This window comes from Allobosea sp. GW822-FHT03F07 (genome assembly GCF_058801345.1).
Genome location: NZ_JBXAND010000018.1, coordinates 23,561 through 40,387 on the forward strand (window position 1 = coordinate 23,561; position 16,827 = coordinate 40,387).

The 16,827-nt window shown below is 62.1% G+C and carries 12 protein-coding genes and 1 pseudogene; 6 read left to right on the forward strand and 7 right to left on the reverse strand.

All coding sequences use genetic code 11. From position 1 onward, the window contains the following. Positions 1-78: 78 nt before the first annotated feature. Positions 79-903, reverse strand: coding sequence for an SDR family NAD(P)-dependent oxidoreductase (locus AC1RMY_RS25535; RefSeq protein WP_492869398.1), 825 nt, complete (start codon positions 901-903; stop codon positions 79-81). A 241-nt stretch (positions 904-1,144) separates the two neighbouring features. Here AC1RMY_RS25535 and AC1RMY_RS25540 point away from each other — a divergent pair, with 241 nt between their 5' ends. Then, positions 1,145-2,074 (forward strand): NAD(P)-dependent oxidoreductase, encoded by a 930-nt coding sequence (locus AC1RMY_RS25540; RefSeq protein ID WP_492869400.1) that lies wholly within the window; start codon positions 1,145-1,147, stop codon positions 2,072-2,074. 544 nt (positions 2,075-2,618) lie between these two features. Here AC1RMY_RS25540 and AC1RMY_RS25545 read toward each other — a convergent pair. Further along, complete coding sequence (locus AC1RMY_RS25545; RefSeq protein ID WP_492869401.1) at positions 2,619-4,070, reverse strand: aldehyde dehydrogenase family protein; 1,452 nt, start codon at positions 4,068-4,070, stop codon at positions 2,619-2,621. Between the two features lie 20 nt (positions 4,071-4,090). After that, the gene (locus tag AC1RMY_RS25550) at positions 4,091-4,879 is read right to left on the reverse strand and encodes an HpcH/HpaI aldolase family protein (protein WP_492869403.1); all 789 of its coding nucleotides are present in this window, start codon (positions 4,877-4,879) and stop codon (positions 4,091-4,093) included. A 239-nt stretch (positions 4,880-5,118) separates the two neighbouring features. Between AC1RMY_RS25550 and AC1RMY_RS25555 the strand changes: the two genes are divergently transcribed. Continuing rightward, positions 5,119-5,958, forward strand: coding sequence for a hypothetical protein (locus tag AC1RMY_RS25555; protein ID WP_492869405.1), 840 nt, complete (start codon positions 5,119-5,121; stop codon positions 5,956-5,958). Between the two features lie 1,118 nt (positions 5,959-7,076). Here the strand turns inward: AC1RMY_RS25555 and AC1RMY_RS25560 are convergent. Both AC1RMY_RS25560 and AC1RMY_RS25565 read right to left on the reverse strand, forming a co-directional pair. After that, positions 7,077-7,753 (reverse strand): annotated as a pseudogene (locus tag AC1RMY_RS25560) (IS3 family transposase); the annotation flags it as partial. Between the two features lie 119 nt (positions 7,754-7,872). Next, positions 7,873-9,381 carry an NAD-dependent succinate-semialdehyde dehydrogenase gene (locus AC1RMY_RS25565; RefSeq protein ID WP_492869407.1) on the reverse strand — a complete coding sequence of 503 codons (1,509 nt, stop codon included), beginning with the start codon at positions 9,379-9,381 and terminating at the stop codon, positions 7,873-7,875. Positions 9,382-9,976: 595 nt separating this feature from the next. Between AC1RMY_RS25565 and AC1RMY_RS25570 the strand changes: the two genes are divergently transcribed. Beyond that, positions 9,977-10,921, forward strand: a complete 945-nt coding sequence (locus AC1RMY_RS25570) for a LysR family transcriptional regulator (RefSeq protein WP_492869408.1) — start codon at positions 9,977-9,979, stop codon at positions 10,919-10,921. Positions 10,922-11,236: 315 nt separating this feature from the next. Here the strand turns inward: AC1RMY_RS25570 and AC1RMY_RS25575 are convergent, their stop codons facing one another. Both AC1RMY_RS25575 and AC1RMY_RS25580 read right to left on the reverse strand, forming a co-directional pair. Further along, entirely contained in the window at positions 11,237-12,016 is a 780-nt protein-coding gene (locus AC1RMY_RS25575; RefSeq protein WP_492869410.1) for an SDR family NAD(P)-dependent oxidoreductase, read from the reverse strand. Positions 12,017-12,079: 63 nt separating this feature from the next. Further along, positions 12,080-13,063 (reverse strand): Bug family tripartite tricarboxylate transporter substrate binding protein, encoded by a 984-nt coding sequence (locus tag AC1RMY_RS25580; RefSeq protein ID WP_492869412.1) that lies wholly within the window; start codon positions 13,061-13,063, stop codon positions 12,080-12,082. A gap of 327 nt (positions 13,064-13,390) precedes the next feature. Between AC1RMY_RS25580 and AC1RMY_RS25585 the strand changes: the two genes are divergently transcribed. The 3 genes from AC1RMY_RS25585 (at position 13,391) to AC1RMY_RS25595 (ending at position 16,805) form a co-directional block, all read left to right on the forward strand. Further along, positions 13,391-13,690 carry a YciI family protein gene (locus AC1RMY_RS25585; RefSeq protein ID WP_492869414.1) on the forward strand — a complete coding sequence of 100 codons (300 nt, stop codon included), beginning with the start codon at positions 13,391-13,393 and terminating at the stop codon, positions 13,688-13,690. Positions 13,691-14,106: 416 nt separating this feature from the next. Then, the gene (locus AC1RMY_RS25590; protein ID WP_492869416.1) at positions 14,107-15,087 is read left to right on the forward strand and encodes a tripartite tricarboxylate transporter substrate binding protein; all 981 of its coding nucleotides are present in this window, start codon (positions 14,107-14,109) and stop codon (positions 15,085-15,087) included. A 236-nt stretch (positions 15,088-15,323) separates the two neighbouring features. Then, positions 15,324-16,805, forward strand: coding sequence for an aldehyde dehydrogenase (locus AC1RMY_RS25595; protein ID WP_492869417.1), 1,482 nt, complete (start codon positions 15,324-15,326; stop codon positions 16,803-16,805). Positions 16,806-16,827: the final 22 nt, after the last annotated feature.

A 16,827-nucleotide genomic window follows, 5' to 3' on the forward strand; every position in this document is an offset into this window, starting at 1 on the left:
CACCGTTCGGCCGAGGCGTTGTCAAAGCGCCACGGTGCGCCTGCACCGTGGGTGAGCCGACTCTGCCAATGCGCCGGATCAAAAGCTGTGGGTCATGCCGCCGTCGCACGCGATCGTCTGACCCGTGATGAATCCCGATGCAGGGCTCGACAGGAACATCGCGAGCCCGACCAGATCCGGAGGCACCATGCCGCGCGGAATGCACTGCTCCTGCATCTGTGCGACGCGCCGCTCGGGAGTCGTATGAACCGCGCGCTCCACCTCGGTCGCGACCGCACCAGGGCGAATGCAATTTACGGTGATGCCGTGCGGTCCCAACTCGCGCGCCATCGCATTAGTCATGCCGATGATGGCGGACTTTGAAGCAACGTAGTGCAGGTAGTTCGGCACGCCCTTTTTTACGGCATTAGACGATATCGTGATGATGCGGCCCCATTTCGTAGCTTTCATCATCGGCAGCACCGCGCGAACGCTTAGGAACGTACCGGTCACGTTCACATGGAGGACCTTGTTCCACTCATCGAGCGGTAACTCGTCAAACGGACACTTCGTCAGAGTGGCAAAGATAGCTGCATTGTTGATCAGCACGTCGATTTTGCCATAGCGGGCGACGATGGCAGCTACCATGGCATCCAGCGATGAGGGATCCCCGATGTCTACGCGAAGCGCGTAGGCCCGACCGCCTGCGCCCTCGATTTCGCCTTGAACGCTTTTCGCTGCGTCGAGATTGAGGTCTGCGACGATCGCGATCGCCCCCGCCGCGGCGAACTGCCGGGCGAACTCGCGTCCGATACCTTGCCCGCCACCGGTAATCACCACGACGCGGTTCTTGACCGACAGGTCGCGCGCTTCCGATGGAACACCGGAATCCTGCGGGGCATAAATGGAGGTCTGAACTGTCATGGTGCCTCAATCCTTTTCCGCGCCAAGATGCCACGACGTGCTTGGGCATTCATCTATTTGCCGCCTGACTTGGGCCCCGGGTATAATCTTGCGTTATGCTCGGTTCTGAGAGGCCCTTTTCCATTGTTGCGCTTCTGAAAAGGCTGCTGCCAAATTTTACGTTGCACCTCCGTCTACAACTGCGCGCTTGGCGTAAGCGGTAGGGTGCGACGTATGGATTCAATCCGATTGGCAGGACACCATGACCCCACCGACCACCGGAATCGTGCTTTCCTATCCTGCCCTCGACGGCATGCGCTATCCGCGCATTGAGGAGGCATATGGGATAGTCACTGCCGCGGATGAGCACGCGGTGCTCACGCTTCCCGAGGACGTCAGGCGGAAGGTTCGGGTTTTCATGACCAGTGCCACTCGTGGCTGCTCCCTGGCCATGGCGGATGCGATGCCAAATCTTGGATTTGTCGTCTCGCAGGGTGCGGGCAAGGACAGGTTCGATCTCGATGGCCTCGCGGCGCGCGGTGTTCGGGTGCGCAACATCGGCGAAGGATTGACCGAGGATGTCGCGGACCTTGCCATGGCGTTGACGCAGATGCTGGCGCGCGACCTGCGGAACGCAGATCACTTTGCGCGGAGCGGCCAATGGCAGAAGGGCCGGTTCGGTCCAGGGGAGAGCCTCGTCGGCAAGACGATGGCTATCGCGGGTCTGAGCGGCCGGATTGGGCAGGCTATCGCACGCCGTGCGCGAGCCTCCCGGATGACCATCGCGACATTGCGACGGCCCTCCACCGAAGGGTTAGACGCCACGCTGTATGACGGCTTCCTCGAACTTGCCCGCGCAAGCGACGTGCTGGTCTTGGCCGTGCCCGGGGGCGGCGCGTTGCGTCATGCCATCGGTACAGCGGAGCTTGCGGCGCTTGGGCCAAAAGGATTGCTTGTCAACGTCGGCCGCGGCGATCTCGTGGACACGGATGCGCTCATCGATGCATTGGAACGCAAGACGATCGCAGGCGCGGCTCTCGATGTCGTCGAAGGCGAGCCCAAAATCCCTGAACGCCTCGCGGGTTTGTCGAATGTCATTCTGACACCCCATATCGGCGGCGCGACTCTGGGTGCGCGAGAGCGGGGAGCCGGTATCGCGGAGGACGAGGTGCTCTCCTTCCTGGCCCAATAGGGAAGCGGCGTTTCGACACCGCCTCGCCACTGATCTCGGCCGGCGGTTCCGGCGGCTGGGGGGCAGCTTGAGTTTGAGGTTGCATCGGCCGTCCTGCCCCGCCCGCCGGCAGGCAAACCGGACGCCGAAGTTGACGTCGTATCATCGGAGCCGCGCCTCGACGATGCGACGGGAGGTACTCCCCCCTCTACGCGCTTCCCAATTGGCAGGGGCCGAGCCTTACGGTCTTTCTCGGCGGCGGCCGCGTCTCAGATCGAGTCCAATGCGGCCTAGCACATCTTTCGAATGAAAGCGCTCGATCGCAAGATCGTGCTCTTGCGGCCGTCGGTGCCAGCGGACACCGGGCGGTCATCGCCTCGCTCATCGGAGGAGGCGTCTCTCCTGGATCGCCGGGACCAATCAGGTTTCGATGTAGACAGTTTTGCTGTGAGGGGAGGTGTCGAGGTTGTGGCGCCTGCGCTTCGAGCAATACTCGCTCTGCTTGGTGCCGCCGAAGCCGACGAGCGGACCGATCAGCCCGTAGCAATTCACCCAAACTACGCCGCTATGTCAGTTCCGGAAGCTTGTACGCCTCTTCCTCGAAGCCGTAGACCGATTTGATCTGCAGATACTCTTCCAAGCCGAACCGGCCCATTGAGCGTCCGATGCCCGACTGTTTGTACCCGCCCATCGGTGTGTGCGAGTTGGTGGCGGCGCCGTTGAAGCTGATCCGCCCGGCCTTTAGGCCGCGGCAGAATTCCTGCCCCTTGCCGCGGTCGGTCCCGAAGACATAGCCGCCGAGGCCGTAGACGCTGTCATTGGCGATTTCGAGCGCCTCGTCTTCCGTTCTGTAGGGGATGACGGCGAGTACAGGCCCGAAGATCTCTTCGCGTGCAACCGTCATGTCGGGAGAGACACCGGCGAAGACAGTCGGCTTGACGAAAAAGCCCTGGGTCAACCCGTCCGGCCTGCCAACGCCGCCGCAGGCAAGTTCCCCCCCTTCCTTGATACCGATGGCGATGTGCCGCTGGATGCTCTCGAACTGGGATTGATTGACCACCGGTCCCATAGTGGTGGCCGGATTGCGCGGATCACCGAGACGATATTTCCCAGCTTCGTCCACGAGGTAGGAAACGGCCTCGGCCATCTGGCTCTCGTGAACCAGCATGCGGCTCGGCGCGTGACAGGATTGACCAGTGTTGAAGAAGCAGCGCTGGATGTTCCAGCGCGCCGCCTGCTCGACATTGGCGTCCCGCAGAATGATGTTGGCGGACTTCCCCCCGAGTTCCAATGAAACCCGCTTGATCGTGTGCGACGCCGCCTCGCCGACTTTTGCGCCCGCCGCGGTCGAACCGGTAAAGGAGATCATGTCGACCTCAGGATGGCTCGACATCGCTGCCCCGACCACACTGCCGCGGCCCAACACCAGGTTGAACACTCCGGCAGGCACCCCGGCTTCCTCGAAAACCTCGGCCAGAACGATACCACTGACCGGCGACGCATCCGACGGCTTTAAGATCATCGTGCAACCGGCGGCGATGCCATAGATCGCCTTGATGACGGAGGTCTGGATCGGCCAGTTCCAGGGCGAGATCAGGGCGCAAACGCCAATGGGTTCTCGTCGAATGATCGTGTCGGCGAGTTGCGTCTCAAAGCGATAGTTTTCGAGGAGATCGCGCGCGACTTTCATATGGCCGACGGGACCGGTGACCTGTGCCCGCGACGAAACGGGTATGCCGACCTCCTGTGCGATAAGGTCGGCGAATTCATCCAGTCGTTTCTCGTAGGCCGCGATGATGCGATCGATCAGCGCTACGCGCTCGCCGACCGATGTCCTCGAGAAGGCTTCGAATGCCCTGCGCGCAGCCCTTGCCGCCAAATCGACATCTGCTGCCGTGCCACCGTTCACCACGGTAGCAAACGGGCGCTCGGTGAAGGGATCAACGAGCTCTTTCTGTCCCTGGGATCCGGGCGGACACCAAGCGCCGTCGATAAAATGATGCCTATAGTGCTTCATGGATATGTGTCCGATTGCGTCTAGCGGAAAGCCTTGGCAGCGGCCGTAGCGCCGCTCATCAAGAAGGCTGTGTCGCTGCCCGCTGACATGAATCGCGCGCCCAAGCCGATCAACGTCTTCACGATGTCTGGCCGCGAGGTAAGGCCGCCGATGCCTAGATGCTTGCCTTTGGCTCTGCAGGCCTTGGCGACATGCTCATAAGCTTCGCGGATGCTCGGATGGTCATAATCGCCCGGGACGCCGTAAGCGCCGCACAGGTCATTCGTGCCGAGGAAGAGCATGTCGAGCCCCTCCACCGAGGCGATATCTTCGGCGTTCTCCACCGCCTTGGCGGATTCGATCATGCTGACGACCAAGGTCGCGTCGTTCATCCTTCGCATCGTTTCCTTCGCTGGGCTGCTTCGGAAGAGCGTGGCGTGGTTCATGCCCAGCAGCGACCTGTTACCGATTGGTGCGAATTTGGCGGCCTCGACCACAGCCTCGATTTCGGCACGCCCCTCGATGTGAGGAACGATAATCCCTTGAGCGCCGATCGAAAGCGTCCGGCTGATCTCGGCCTGGTCGAGCCCTGGTAAGCGAACCAGCGGCGTAACGCCAAGCGCGGTGCTGGTGAGGCAAATCTGGCTAATGGTCTCAGCCGAAAAGCTGCAATGCTCAAGGTCTATGTAGAGGCTGTCGAAGCCTGCGCTCTTGGCGACGGCGGCTATCTCGGTCCCGCGCATGATGCGGACCACCATGCCAATTGCGAGCTCGCCGGCATCCATCTTGGCTTTCATCGTGTTCTTCAAAGGCACGTCGATCTCGGTCATCTGGAGCGCCATCTCGTGTCTCTAGGATCCGGCCGAGGCATGCGCGATCGAGCGAGGTCAGGCCGTTCATCCAGCTGTGCAATCAAACATTGGCCTAGAGCAAGGCGCCGGCCAGCAGAGTCAGTTGCGGCCATAACTCTGAATTATATCCGCCTCTCGGGCGGGGTTCCGATCCCACCATTTCTCAGCATAACTCATCTCCAACCAAACAACTCGCACCCTAGAGAGGAGCCGAAGACATGCGGATTACTGAAATCGCGAACGTGGAAGGCGGCAGCGTCGGCACCATGCGCGACGGCAAGCTCGACCAGAAGTTCCTCCTGACGGGCGAAGACAATTCGCCGAACAATTACCTGCTCAACGTCGGCCTGACCGGTGGCGGCGGATGGGGCACGCCGCGCCATCGCCACAACTTTGATCAGATCCGCTTCGTGCTGAAGGGCAGCTATCCTGTTTCGCCACACAAAGTGATGAAGGAAGGCTCGATCGCCTACTTCCCCGAGAGCGTCCACTACGGCCCGCAGGATCGCCCCGAAGGCCTCGAAATGATGGTGATTCAGTTCGGCGGCGCCAGCGGGCAGGGGTTCCTCAGTTCCACGATGCGTGAAGCCGCCAACGAGGCCTTGAAGTCCAAGGGCGAATTCAAGAACGGCATCTTCACTTGGGTCGACGAAAAGGGCCAGAAGCACAACCAGGACGGTTCTGCTGCCTGTTTCGAGGAGGCGACCGGCAAGAAGCTCGCTTTCTCCCCGCCTCGATACGACGATGTCGTGATGATGGACCCTGACGCGTATGAGTGGATTGGCACGGGCGCGCCCGGCGTCTACTCAAAGCTCCTTGGAACCTTCACTGAGCGTAACACGCAGATTGGTGTCCTGAAGATCGAGAAGGATGCCACCCACAACACGGGCACACGCTCGCAAATCGAGGTGCTGTTTCTGAGCAAGGGCAGCATCACCGTCAACGGCAAGACCTATGGCGAGAAGTCGGCCATCGAGCTTCTGCCGACGGACAAGCCGATCGACATCAAGGCCAACGAAGAAGCGCATTTCTTGCGCGTGACGCTGCCGAAGTTCTGATGTCAAAGCCGCCGCGCGGTTCTCGCGCGCCGGCTTTGACTATCTCAATCGACCGTCGATCGCTATGAGGACATGAAGACTATGGGCGTCGATCAGACCGGCGCCAATGTGAGCTAAGCTTTCAACCGAGATCACCGCGGGAGGTCTTTTGGCCTCGCGCATCCGTGCCCTCGAGGCTTGCTCGCGCGTGACCTGCATTCGGGTCGCAGTACACGCTACCACGGGGGCTCGGGGCCTAATCCGTTACGCCTTGGTGCTTACCCCCCACGGGCCGCCCGTCTCAAGCGGCTATGAGCAGCACATCCAAATGCTCAGTCGGCGAGGTGTTCGAAACCGTGTACCCGCCCGGAGACAGGGAAGCTACGTCTCCAGCTGTGAACATTTGCTCGGAGCCGGTCACCGGTTGGATCAGGCCCTGTCCCCGCTTCACAATAATAGTGTGCGTGGTTTCGAGTTGGTGTCGGCTGGCCGCTTCTTTTGGGCCAATCCTAACTGCAATGCCGCGCAAAGTGCTCTGAAGACCGCGCACCCTCTCATCTCCTTTCGTTGCCATTTTCGGGTATATAGAGAGACGGAAGGCGCGCGATTAGCCGCAAGGCGCCGAATGCGATTGTGAAACCTGCTCATAAATCGCGTGCGGGGCATTGTGGGTTTCGCGCCGCGAATAAGGTGATTCCACAGGCGGAGGCTGCGAGCAGATCGTAATTGCTTACGATTTGCACCAGGTCCTGCGACAAAGGTCGGCAGCGGCCCCGGTGTAAGAGGCCGCGTAGATCAGCGGAAAAATGCCAGTCCGTTGATCGGGCGATACTCCATGCACCAGGCACGTATGCTGCCGGTCAAAGTTAGAACTTGAGCCACCCCCGCCAGCGCGCTTGCTACCAGAAACGGAACAACTGCTCCGGCCCCTAGCGAAACCAGGACGCCTGCGACGGCCAAGGCAAAAGCCGCCATTCCCGCACGCTGGGCGCCGGCTGGCGAAAATCGTCCTGTGATTGGACCTCCCAGGGCGCTTGGCGCCATCATTGAAGAAAACACCGCGGCCGAAATGAGTGCGTTGGTCGATCCTAGCCCATCAGTCGCCATTGCTGGGCCGAATGCCTGGTAGAAGCCACCTAGACGAAACGCCGCGCCGTCGGGATGTAGGTGATGTCCATCGCCCAGACCTGGTTGGGACGCGTAGATAGGGGAAGATCAGCCCTGGCGCCGGCTTCGAGGTGTTCGGCCGGCGATAGAGCGCCTCGATCCCCATGCGCTTCATCAGCGTGGCGACGTGAAGACGTCCAGCCCTATGGCCATCGGCCCTGAGAAGCCCCTGCAACATGCGGCTACCCGCGAAGGGATATTCCAGATGCAGCGCGTCGATCGCGCATCAAAGCCAGATCGGCGGCCAGAACCGCTCGGGGCAAATAGTAGACGCTGCCCCGGCTGATCCCGACCACCTTCGCCTGCCGGATCAGTGGCAGATCATGCGCGCGGTCGATCATCGCTTGGCGCTCAGAAGGCCGGCCTTGCCGAGCGTGCCGGACAAAAAATCGTTTTCCAGCGCCAGCTCCCCGATCTTCGCATGCAGCGTCGTCACGTCGATCAGGGGCGCGGTGGCTTCCGACTTCGCATCCGACCCGAAGGCGCCAGCAGCTCCCTCAAGAAGCTGGCTGCGCCACTGCGTGATCTGGTTGGGGTGGATGTCGAACTGCTGCGCCAGGTCGGCCAGCGTCTTCTCGCCCTTGATCGCAGCCAGCGCGACCTTCGCCTTGAAAGCCGGGCTGTGGTTCCGGTGAACGCGTCTCGTCATACCCGCTCCTGTTCACGGCAATCATGCCGCGTTCAGACCGAAAATCCACCTACGCGCGTTGTCCAGATTTCCCGAGCCAGCTCTCTCTGCCAAGCGCCGCCAGAGATTGGTCCGGCGGGTCAGAGCCCACCCAAAGCCATGTATTTCAGTTCGAGATACTCATCGATGCCGTGACGGCTGCCTTCCCGTCCGAGCCCGCTTTCTTTGACGCCGCCAAAGGGCACCTCAGCGGTTGAGATCAGCCCCTCATTGATGCCAATGATCCCGAACTCCAACTGTTCGGCAACGCGGAAAATGCGTCCGACATCCCTGGCGTAGAAATAGCTTGCCAGCCCGAACGGAGTGTCATTTGCAAGCTTGATAGCCTCACTCTCCTCGTTAAACCGGAAGAGAGGGGCAACCGGACCGAAGGTCTCTTCCTGAAAGACCAAGGCATTCTGCGGCACGTTCGCCAACACAGTCGGCTGGAAGAAATTACCTCCGAGCGAGTGCCGCGAGCCGCCCAGGACAATCGTGGCGCCCTTCGAGACGGCATCCGCGATGTGTTCTTCGACCTTCCGCACTGCGCCTTGATTGATGAGAGGACCTTGGCTCACTCCGGGCTGTGTGCCGTCGCCCACCTCAAGCTTTGCTACCGCCGCGGTGAGCTTTTTCACGAATGCGTCGTAGATGCCGTCCTGGACCAGGATCCTATTGGCACAAACACAGGTCTGGCCCGAATTCCGGTACTTGGACATCATGACGCCCTTAACGGCCTCGTCCAGGTCCGCATCGTCAAAGACGATAAAGGGGGCATTGCCGCCAAGCTCCATCGAGGTCTTCTTTATGGTTGTGGCGCATTGCTGCAGAAGCGTGCGGCCCACCTCCGTCGACCCCGTGAACGAAAGTTTCCTAACGATTGGATTGCTCGTCAGCTCGCCACCGGTAACGCCCGCCGGACCGGTAATGACGTTGCAAACTCCCGCAGGCATGCCCGCACGCTCAGCGAGAACGGCAATGGCCAACGCCGAATACGGCGTCTGACTTGCAGGGCGCACCACGCCCGTGCAACCCGCAGCCCAGGCGGGGCCGGCTTTGCGAGTGATCATTGCCGCGGGGAAATTCCATGGAGTGATGGCCGCAAAAACGCCGATCGGCTCCTTCGTGACGAGCACGCGGCGACTATGGACATGAGGCGGAATCGTCTCTCCATAGATGCGCCGCGCTTCCTCGGCGAACCATTCAAAAAAGCCCGCAGCGTACGCGATCTCGCCTTTGGCCTCGGCAAGCGGTTTGCCCTGCTCCGCCGTTAGAATTGTGGCGAGGTCGTCCGCATTCTCCAGCATCAGGTCGGACAGCTTGCGGAGGATTTTGCCTCGCTCGCTGGCGAGCATGGCGCGCCATTTGGGAAATGCGGCCTCCGCGGCTTCGATGGCACGCCGCGTCTCTGCGGCGCCCATCGCCGGAACGGTTCCGATCTGCTGGCCGGTTGCGGGGTTCACGACGCGGGTCAGGCCTAAATCGTCGGCGCCGACCCATTCCCCGTTGATGTAGTTCAAGCTGCGAAGCAGCGATGGATCACGGAGAGAAGGGCGGGATGGGGTGCCGACGGCTTCGTTATCGGTGGAATCAGCCTTGGCAATCCGCATGCCAAACTCCCAGTCAAAAAGAGATAGACGGCCAGACAATTTCGGCCTCGCTTGTAGTCAGCCTAAGGGTCTGTTCCTTTCCTTCAAGTCCCTCAGTCTCGTGCATATAAAATTTGGTTATATGCCTCCCGGCGACCGACAATAGTTATAAGTAGCAGCCTAGAATATTTGCGGTCGATTTGGCCTTTATAGCTCAATTGCCATTGAATATTTGGGATCGAATTTCGCTGGTTTCTCGAATTTTCTCTTCTTCGACTTTTATATAAATGGCCTGCCCGAATATTGCTTCGGCGTTGAAGCCTTCGCGATCTAGCCATCCCGAGTTTGCAGCGCTGGGTGGCCGATAACACATGGTTATACCGTCAGATGCGTCGTCCGCCGCCTGCAGCGTGCGATAACGTTGAGCTAAGGGGGGATATAGTCTAGATATTATCGGGTCCGCTGAGCGGCTGACTGGTCGTTCGATCTCAAGGCTGTCTTAATCGATTGCCTTTCTTTCATGCGAGTTGAGGCGAGGCGATTGTCTACTGCTAGATCTCAATTGAGGGATAGCAAGAAAAAATAGCCGAAAACGGCTTATGTGGGAGGATTATATATGGACCCGAGGAAACTTATCTATCTGGCCTCGATCGTCGAACACGGTAGTTTCAAGAAGGCGGCAAAGAGCTTGGAAATTTCGCAGCCCGCATTGTCGACTTCGATGGATCGACTTGAGCAAAGCGTCGGGTGCAAGCTGTTGGATCGAAGCCCTGTCGGAGTCGCGCCGACACCGATGGGGGAGTTGCTGTATGCTCATGCACGGCTGATCCGTGATGAGGTCCAGCTAGCTTCGGCTCGCGTATGTGGCCGCGATATTAGAGGCGACAATGTCGTCGCAGTCGGAACGCTGCCGAGTCTGATGGCTGCAATCATGCCCCAGGCGATCTGCCAATGGCGGAAAGCCAATCCGGACCCGTCCTTGCGGATCACCGAGAAAATCCAGCTTGAGTTGATCCTAAGTCTCATCCGCGGTGATCTGGATTTCATTATTGCAGCAACGGAGAACTACGGATTCATCGAGGGACTGAAGCAGAGAGTGCTGTTCCGCGATCGCCTCTATGTCATCGCCAACCCCGATCACCCGGCGCATGAGATTCAGGGGGTTTCGTTCGCCAATCTGACGGAATTTCCGTGGGTGATTCAAATGGTTGGACGCCATCGGACTTTGCTCGAAAAGGCGATGAGCGCGGAAGGTGTTGAGGTGCCGGAACGCTTGACGGAATGTGGCTCGGTCACATGCATTAAAACACTCGTTGCCGGGACTGATAGCCTGGCCATGCTGCCAGCATCGGCGATCGCGAGCGATGTTAGGGCGGGCCATCTCAAATGCCTCGATATTCATGGCCCGCTCTTGCACCGCGACATTGCAGTAATTTTTCGGGACCAGATCCCGATTTCGGATGCAGGCAGAGCGCTGGTCGATGAAGTCACGGCGGTTGGCCTGTCCGTCGGCTCGTCGGGAAACGAGGACGAGCTCGTCGGGCGCGACATCGCGGCGTGACGCAGCCACGCCGGCGATGGCCTGCAGATCCGACGCGGGCTCGATCGGCGTTGCCGAGACGGCCAAAACCTCTCCTTCGGCGCTTGCCTGGCTAGATTTTTGATCCCGGGCTTTGATGGAGCAATCTCGGCGCCTGAATCGAGGGATGCGCTATGGGGCAGGTTCACCACGGGAGCGCCGCGACGACAGCGGCGTTCCGTCGAGCGGTACAGGTCGACTGACTTCACGCCGCCGTCGCCGCGGCTTGGCCAGAGGACGAGGCAGGTGCGGCGGGGCCGTTCGACACCCGCGGCCACGGGTCCTCGGAATGCGACGTCAGTGGGAGGGGATGCAGGCCGTGCTGCCGCCGTCGACCGGGACGACGGCCCCCGTCATGAAGCTCGCGTCGTCGCTCAGGAGGAAGACGATGGCCGCCGCGATCTCCTCGGGATCGGCTTCGCGCCCGATCGGATGGCTCGCGCGAATGCGCTTCACAGCCTCCGGATCCTTGAACATGTAGGCGGTGAACGAGGTGCGGGTCATCCCCGGCGCGACCGCGTTGACCCTGATCTTGTGAGGCGCGAGCTCGACGCACATGGTCCGCGTCATCCCCGATACGGCGAATTTCGACGCGACATAGCTGAGCCGATTGGGTACGCCCATCAGCCCGGCTCCGGAGGAGATGTTGACGATAGAGCGGGTCGCCTTCTCCTCGGCATAGGGGGCGGCCATGGCCAGCCGGGCGAAGGCCTGGCACATGTTCACGGTCCCCTCGACATTAACCGCCATGACGCGGCGCCAGTCTTCGCTTTCGACGTCGAGCACATTGCCCACGCCGCGGATGCCGGCGCAGTTGACGAGGCCGTGCAGCCCGCCGAAGCGCTGCCAGGCCCGCTCAGCGAAGCTTGCCACCGCACCACGGTCGGTCACATCGAGGGATTCCGCGTGGCTGCCCGCGGCTTCGGGGGCGCCTGCGAGGACGCCCTCGATCGCCTCGCGGTTCAGATCCGCGGCGGCGACCGCGCAGCCCTCGGCGAGTAGCCGCTGAACGACGGCGGCGCCAATCCCGCTGCCGGCCCCGGTGACGAGGATCGCCTTGCCCTCCAAGCCCCTCATGATGGCTCTTCCTGTCGCTGATGTGTCTGGGCCGATCGGACGTCCGGCGCGCGTGCGGTCGTCTCAGCCGTCGAGCTTGATGCCGAGACTCCTGATCAGCGGATGCCATATCTGCTGATCGTCCTTCCATTGCCGCACGAAATTCGCGGTGTCGCTCGCCGGCATGTCGAGGCCGAGTTCGGCATAGCGCGTCTTCACCTGCGGCTGGGCCAGCGCATAGGCCAGTGCTTCGCTGAGCTTAGCGACCACGTCGTCGGGCGTCTGCTTGGGCACGATCAGGCCCTGCCAGGCGCCGGCGCTGAAGCCCGCGATCCCGCTTTCGACGAAGGTCGGGACGTCGGGCAGAGGCGCGAGGCGCTGTGCCGCGAAGGTCGCAAGCGCTCGGAGCTTGCCGCCCTTGATGAGTTCGGCGGCACTGCCGTAGTCGACGACGACGAAGGGGACCGCGCCGCCAATCACGTCGTTGAGCGCCGGTGCCATGCCGCGATAGGGGATGTGGCTCAGCTTGATCTTGGCGGCGACGCCGAGCCGCTCCATGGCGAGGTGCAGCGGGCTGCCGATGCCGGGGCTGGCGAACGTCACCGGGTCTTTGGCCGCCCGACCCTGGTCGAGGAAGTCGGCTGCGCTGCGAACGGGACTGTCCTGTCGCACGGCCAGGACGATGTTGATTCCGGCATAGAGGCCGACCGGCTTGAAGTCTCGGTCGGGATCGTATTGCAGGCTGCGGTAGGCCACCGGGTTGATGACGAGCGTCCCGTTGTCGGCGCCCATCATCGTGTAGCCGTCGGCCGGCGCCTGTGCGAGGACGGTGGCGGCGAGCGCGCTGCCCGCGCCGGGCCGGTTGTCGACGACGACCGGCTGTCCCAGCCTAGCCGAGACATGCTGGCCAAGAAGCCGCGCGAGGGTATCCGTCGCTCCGCCCGGCGGATATCCCACGATCCAGCGGATCGGCTTGTCGGGATAGGCAGCCCAGGCAGCTGTGGGCATCAGGCTCGCAGCCAGGCCGGCCGCTAAGGCCTGTCGCCGGGTCAGAGGATTCGATTGCATGGTCGGTTCTCCCCAAGGACGGCGGTTGGCCCCGCCGATATATCGCTCGTGATCCGAAGGTGATGGGCGTCGGTCGATCGTGTTCTACATGACGCCCGCAAGCTTCGCCGTTCGCGATGACGTCGCCTTGTCTAAAAGGCGACCCGATGTGACGGAAGGGAGCGCTCCAGCTGGCTATAGGACGATGTTATAGCGTGCCGACCATGAGGCGGGCCGGTGGCGCGCCGCGCGGGTCGTCTCGGCCTATACGTTTGCGCGCGGCCCATACAACCGTCTGCCCAGCGGAAGGCCGGGCGGCGGCGCGTTACGATCTCGGGAGGAGCCCCAATGCCGTATGTCATCACATTCGTCGACGATCCTGGCGTGACCGAAAGGAAGCGAGAGGTCCGTCCGGCGCATCTCGAATACGTCATCGCCAATGCCGAGCGCATCATTGCCAGCGGCGGGTTCTTCCCCGACGACGACGACTTCCCCAATGGCGGGCTCATCATCCTCGACGTAGAAACCCGTGCCGAGGCCGAGCAATACATCACTAGCGACCCGTTTTACGGCGCTGGGATCTTCAGCACTTACACGATCCGGCGTTGGAAGAAGGCGATCTTCGACCATCGGCGCGTCGGAATCTGACGGCACGGCCCTTCGAGATTGTCGACGGCTCGCCCTCGGAGTCGCCGACAGTCTCACCGCCGATCGCAAAGCGCCGCTCCGCCGCCCCCGATCTAAGAAAACCGAGGCTCCCGAGCAGCGCCCCCGCCCACAGGCGCTTACCTTTGGATGGATACCAGCGATCGGGCACGGTCGCGGGTGTCTTTCGTCTCGAAGATTATCCAGAGACAAAAGCGACTTTCCAAGCGAAGACCAAGTTCGGCGCGCTGGCGACCTACGCTTTTCGACGGCTTCTCCGAGCAGCGAGTAGAACTCGGGAATGCCTATAACGTAGTATTATAGGTCATTTGTCGCGCGTCTGGTGAGCGTTGCCGGCTCGGCCTAGAACCATCGGGAGAACGCACCAACAACAGACGTTCACCTGGGGAGAAACGACGATGGTCAATCGTAGAGAATTCGTGACTGGAGCTGCCGGTCTCGCAGGCGCAGCCCTGCTGGGAAATGGCCCTGCGAAGGCCCAATCGAACTGGCCGGCCCGGCCGATCAGAATCGTCGTCGCCAATCCGCCCGGCGGCGACGACGACGCTCTTACCCGTTTCATCGCGACGGTCATTTCCGAGGATCTCGGACAGCCGGTCGTGGTCGAGAACCGCGGCGGCGGCGCGACCACCGTCGGGGGCACCTTCGTCGCCCAGTCCGCGCCGGACGGCCATACGCTTCTCTGCGTGCACATGGCTAGCATCATCCAGACGGTGCTGCGCGACAAGCTCGCCTACAATGTCAAGAGCTTCGTCCCGATCATCGGCATCGGCGGCTATCCGATGGCGCTCGTGGTCTCGCCGAAATCGGGTATCAAGACGCTCGACGACCTGAAGGCTGCGGGCAACAAGGGCGACGGTGTCACCTTCGCCAGCGGAGGCGCCGGCACGCTCGGCCATCTGACGGCCGTCCGCTTCCTCAAGGCGGCCCAGGCGCGCGGCGTCCACGTCGGCTACAAGAACAATCCAGAGGGCTTGCAGGCGCTCGCCGGCGGCTTCACCGACATGATGTTCCCTTCAGCGCGCGAGGCCGCGAACCTCAGCAAGGACGGGCTCGTCCGGGTGATCGCGGTGACTGCCAAGGAGCGCGTGAGCAATCTGCCGGATACCCCGACGATGACCGAGCTCGGGCTCCCGCAGATCGATGCGCGCCTCTGGTACAGCTATGTCGCGCCCGCCGGCACGCCGACCGAGGTCGTGACCCGGCTCGGCGACGTGATCGAGAAGACGGTTCGTTCGCCTGCGATGGCCGAGCGCTTCGGGCCCGCCTCCTTCCAGGCCGATCCTCTGCGGGGGCAGGCGCTCGTCGACTTCATCGACACGACCGCGGCCCGCTTCCGCGACCTCATCGTCGAGAACAACGTCAAGTTCACCGACTGAGGCCGCCTCCGGTCTTCCGGACGGAGCGATCCGTCACTGCAGCGGCGCGAGGCGGATCGCGCACGTCGCAGAAGGGCACGCTTGTAATCCGCTAGAGCATTTTCGAGCGAAGTGGACACCAGTTCGCGTGAAGAAGTTCGATGAAACAATAGGTTAGAGCATATCCGCGATGCGAAGCAACCCGGAACTGCTCTAACCGCCACATCGCCGCAGAGGCGTCCAGGACGAGGTCACGAATGCAACAGCACGGCCACTTCATCGCCGGAACCTTCGTCGACCCCGCTGGCGGGGAATGGCTCGACAGCACCGATCCATTCTCGGGGCGTGTCTGGGCCCGAATCGCGCGCGGCGACGCGCGCGACGTCGATCTGGCCGTGAAGGCGGCGCGGGAGGCGATGACGACCGGGCCCTGGAGTCGGTTCACCGCCTCACAGCGGGGCGGCGCTATGCGCCGGCTGGCCGACATCATCGCTGAGAACCGCGATCTCCTCGCGCGGACCGAAGTGACCGACAACGGTAAGCTTCTGGCCGAGATGCGGGGCCAGATCGACGGCCTGATCGCCTATTGGCATTACTTCGCCGGCCTCGCCGACAAGATCCAAGGCAACACCATGCAGATCGAGAAGGCCGACATGGTCGCCTTCACCACGCGCGAACCCATCGGCGTCGTCGCCGCCCTCACCGCGTGGAACTCCCCGCTCGGCTTCCTCACGATGAAATGCGCGCCGGCGCTCGCCGCCGGCTGCTCCGCGGTGGTCAAGCCCTCGGAATTCGCCTCCGTCAGCACGCTCAAATTCGCCGAACTGACCCGTCTGGCGGGGCTTCCGGACGGCGTCTTCAACGTCGTGACCGGCCTCGGCCAGGAAGCCGGCGCCGCTCTCGTCGAGCATCCCGACATCGCGCTCGTGTCGTTCACGGGCTCGGATGAAACCGGCGCCCGGATTTACGCCAAGGCGGCCGCGGGCCTGAAGCGGGTCGCGCTGGAACTCGGCGGCAAGTCGCCCAACATCGTGTTCGAGGATGCCGATCTCGAACTGGCCGCCGCCGGGGTCGTCTCGGGAATCTTCGGAGCCGCGGGACAAATGTGTACCGCCGGATCGCGGCTGCTGGTCCAGTCCTCCATTCGCGAGCGCTTCGTCGCGGCGGTGCTCGACCGCGCTCGCCAGATCAGACTCGGCGATCCCATGGATCCCGAGACGAATGTCGGCCCGATCGCGACCGCTCCCCAGCTCGAAAAGGTGCTGCGCTACATCGACGTCGCGCGCGAGGACGGCGCGACCTGTCTTCTCGGCGGGCGCAGGGCAACGGGAGAGGGGCTCGGAGCCGGACAGTTCGTCGAGCCAACCGTCTTCGACGGAGTCACTCCGGACATGCGGATCGCGCGCGAGGAGGTCTTCGGCCCGATCCTCTCGATCCTCGATTTCGAGACCGAGGCCGATGCGATCCGGATCGCCAACGACGCGGCGTTCGGGCTCGTCGCCGGAGTATGGACGACGAATGTCTCGCGCGCGATGCGAATGACCAAGGCCCTCGAGGTCGGGACGGTTTGGGTCAATACCTACCGAACTTATAGCTACATGGTGCCCTTCGGCGGGGTGAAGCGCTCCGGTCTCGGTCGGGAGAGCGGGATCGAGACGCTCAATGAATACCTCGAGACCAAGAGCGTCTTCATTTCAACAGCGGACCGCATTCCCGACAACGTCTTCGTCATGCGCTGAGCGCGTGAACAGGAAGGAGCAG

Excerpts from the sequence above, each read along its gene's own strand:
- AC1RMY_RS25535 (WP_492869398.1), bottom strand. The coding sequence starts at position 903 with ATGACAGTTCAGACCTCCATTTATGCCCCGCAGGATTCCGGTGTTCCA.
- AC1RMY_RS25540 (WP_492869400.1), top strand. The coding sequence starts at position 1,145 with ATGACCCCACCGACCACCGGAATCGTGCTTTCCTATCCTGCCCTCGAC.
- AC1RMY_RS25545 (WP_492869401.1), bottom strand. The coding sequence starts at position 4,070 with ATGAAGCACTATAGGCATCATTTTATCGACGGCGCTTGGTGTCCGCCC.
- AC1RMY_RS25550 (WP_492869403.1), bottom strand. The coding sequence starts at position 4,879 with ATGACCGAGATCGACGTGCCTTTGAAGAACACGATGAAAGCCAAGATG.
- AC1RMY_RS25555 (WP_492869405.1), top strand. The coding sequence starts at position 5,119 with ATGCGGATTACTGAAATCGCGAACGTGGAAGGCGGCAGCGTCGGCACC.
- AC1RMY_RS25565 (WP_492869407.1), bottom strand. The coding sequence starts at position 9,381 with ATGCGGATTGCCAAGGCTGATTCCACCGATAACGAAGCCGTCGGCACC.
- AC1RMY_RS25570 (WP_492869408.1), top strand. The coding sequence starts at position 9,977 with ATGGACCCGAGGAAACTTATCTATCTGGCCTCGATCGTCGAACACGGT.
- AC1RMY_RS25575 (WP_492869410.1), bottom strand. The coding sequence starts at position 12,016 with ATGAGGGGCTTGGAGGGCAAGGCGATCCTCGTCACCGGGGCCGGCAGC.
- AC1RMY_RS25580 (WP_492869412.1), bottom strand. The coding sequence starts at position 13,063 with ATGCAATCGAATCCTCTGACCCGGCGACAGGCCTTAGCGGCCGGCCTG.
- AC1RMY_RS25585 (WP_492869414.1), top strand. The coding sequence starts at position 13,391 with ATGCCGTATGTCATCACATTCGTCGACGATCCTGGCGTGACCGAAAGG.
- AC1RMY_RS25590 (WP_492869416.1), top strand. The coding sequence starts at position 14,107 with ATGGTCAATCGTAGAGAATTCGTGACTGGAGCTGCCGGTCTCGCAGGC.
- AC1RMY_RS25595 (WP_492869417.1), top strand. The coding sequence starts at position 15,324 with ATGCAACAGCACGGCCACTTCATCGCCGGAACCTTCGTCGACCCCGCT.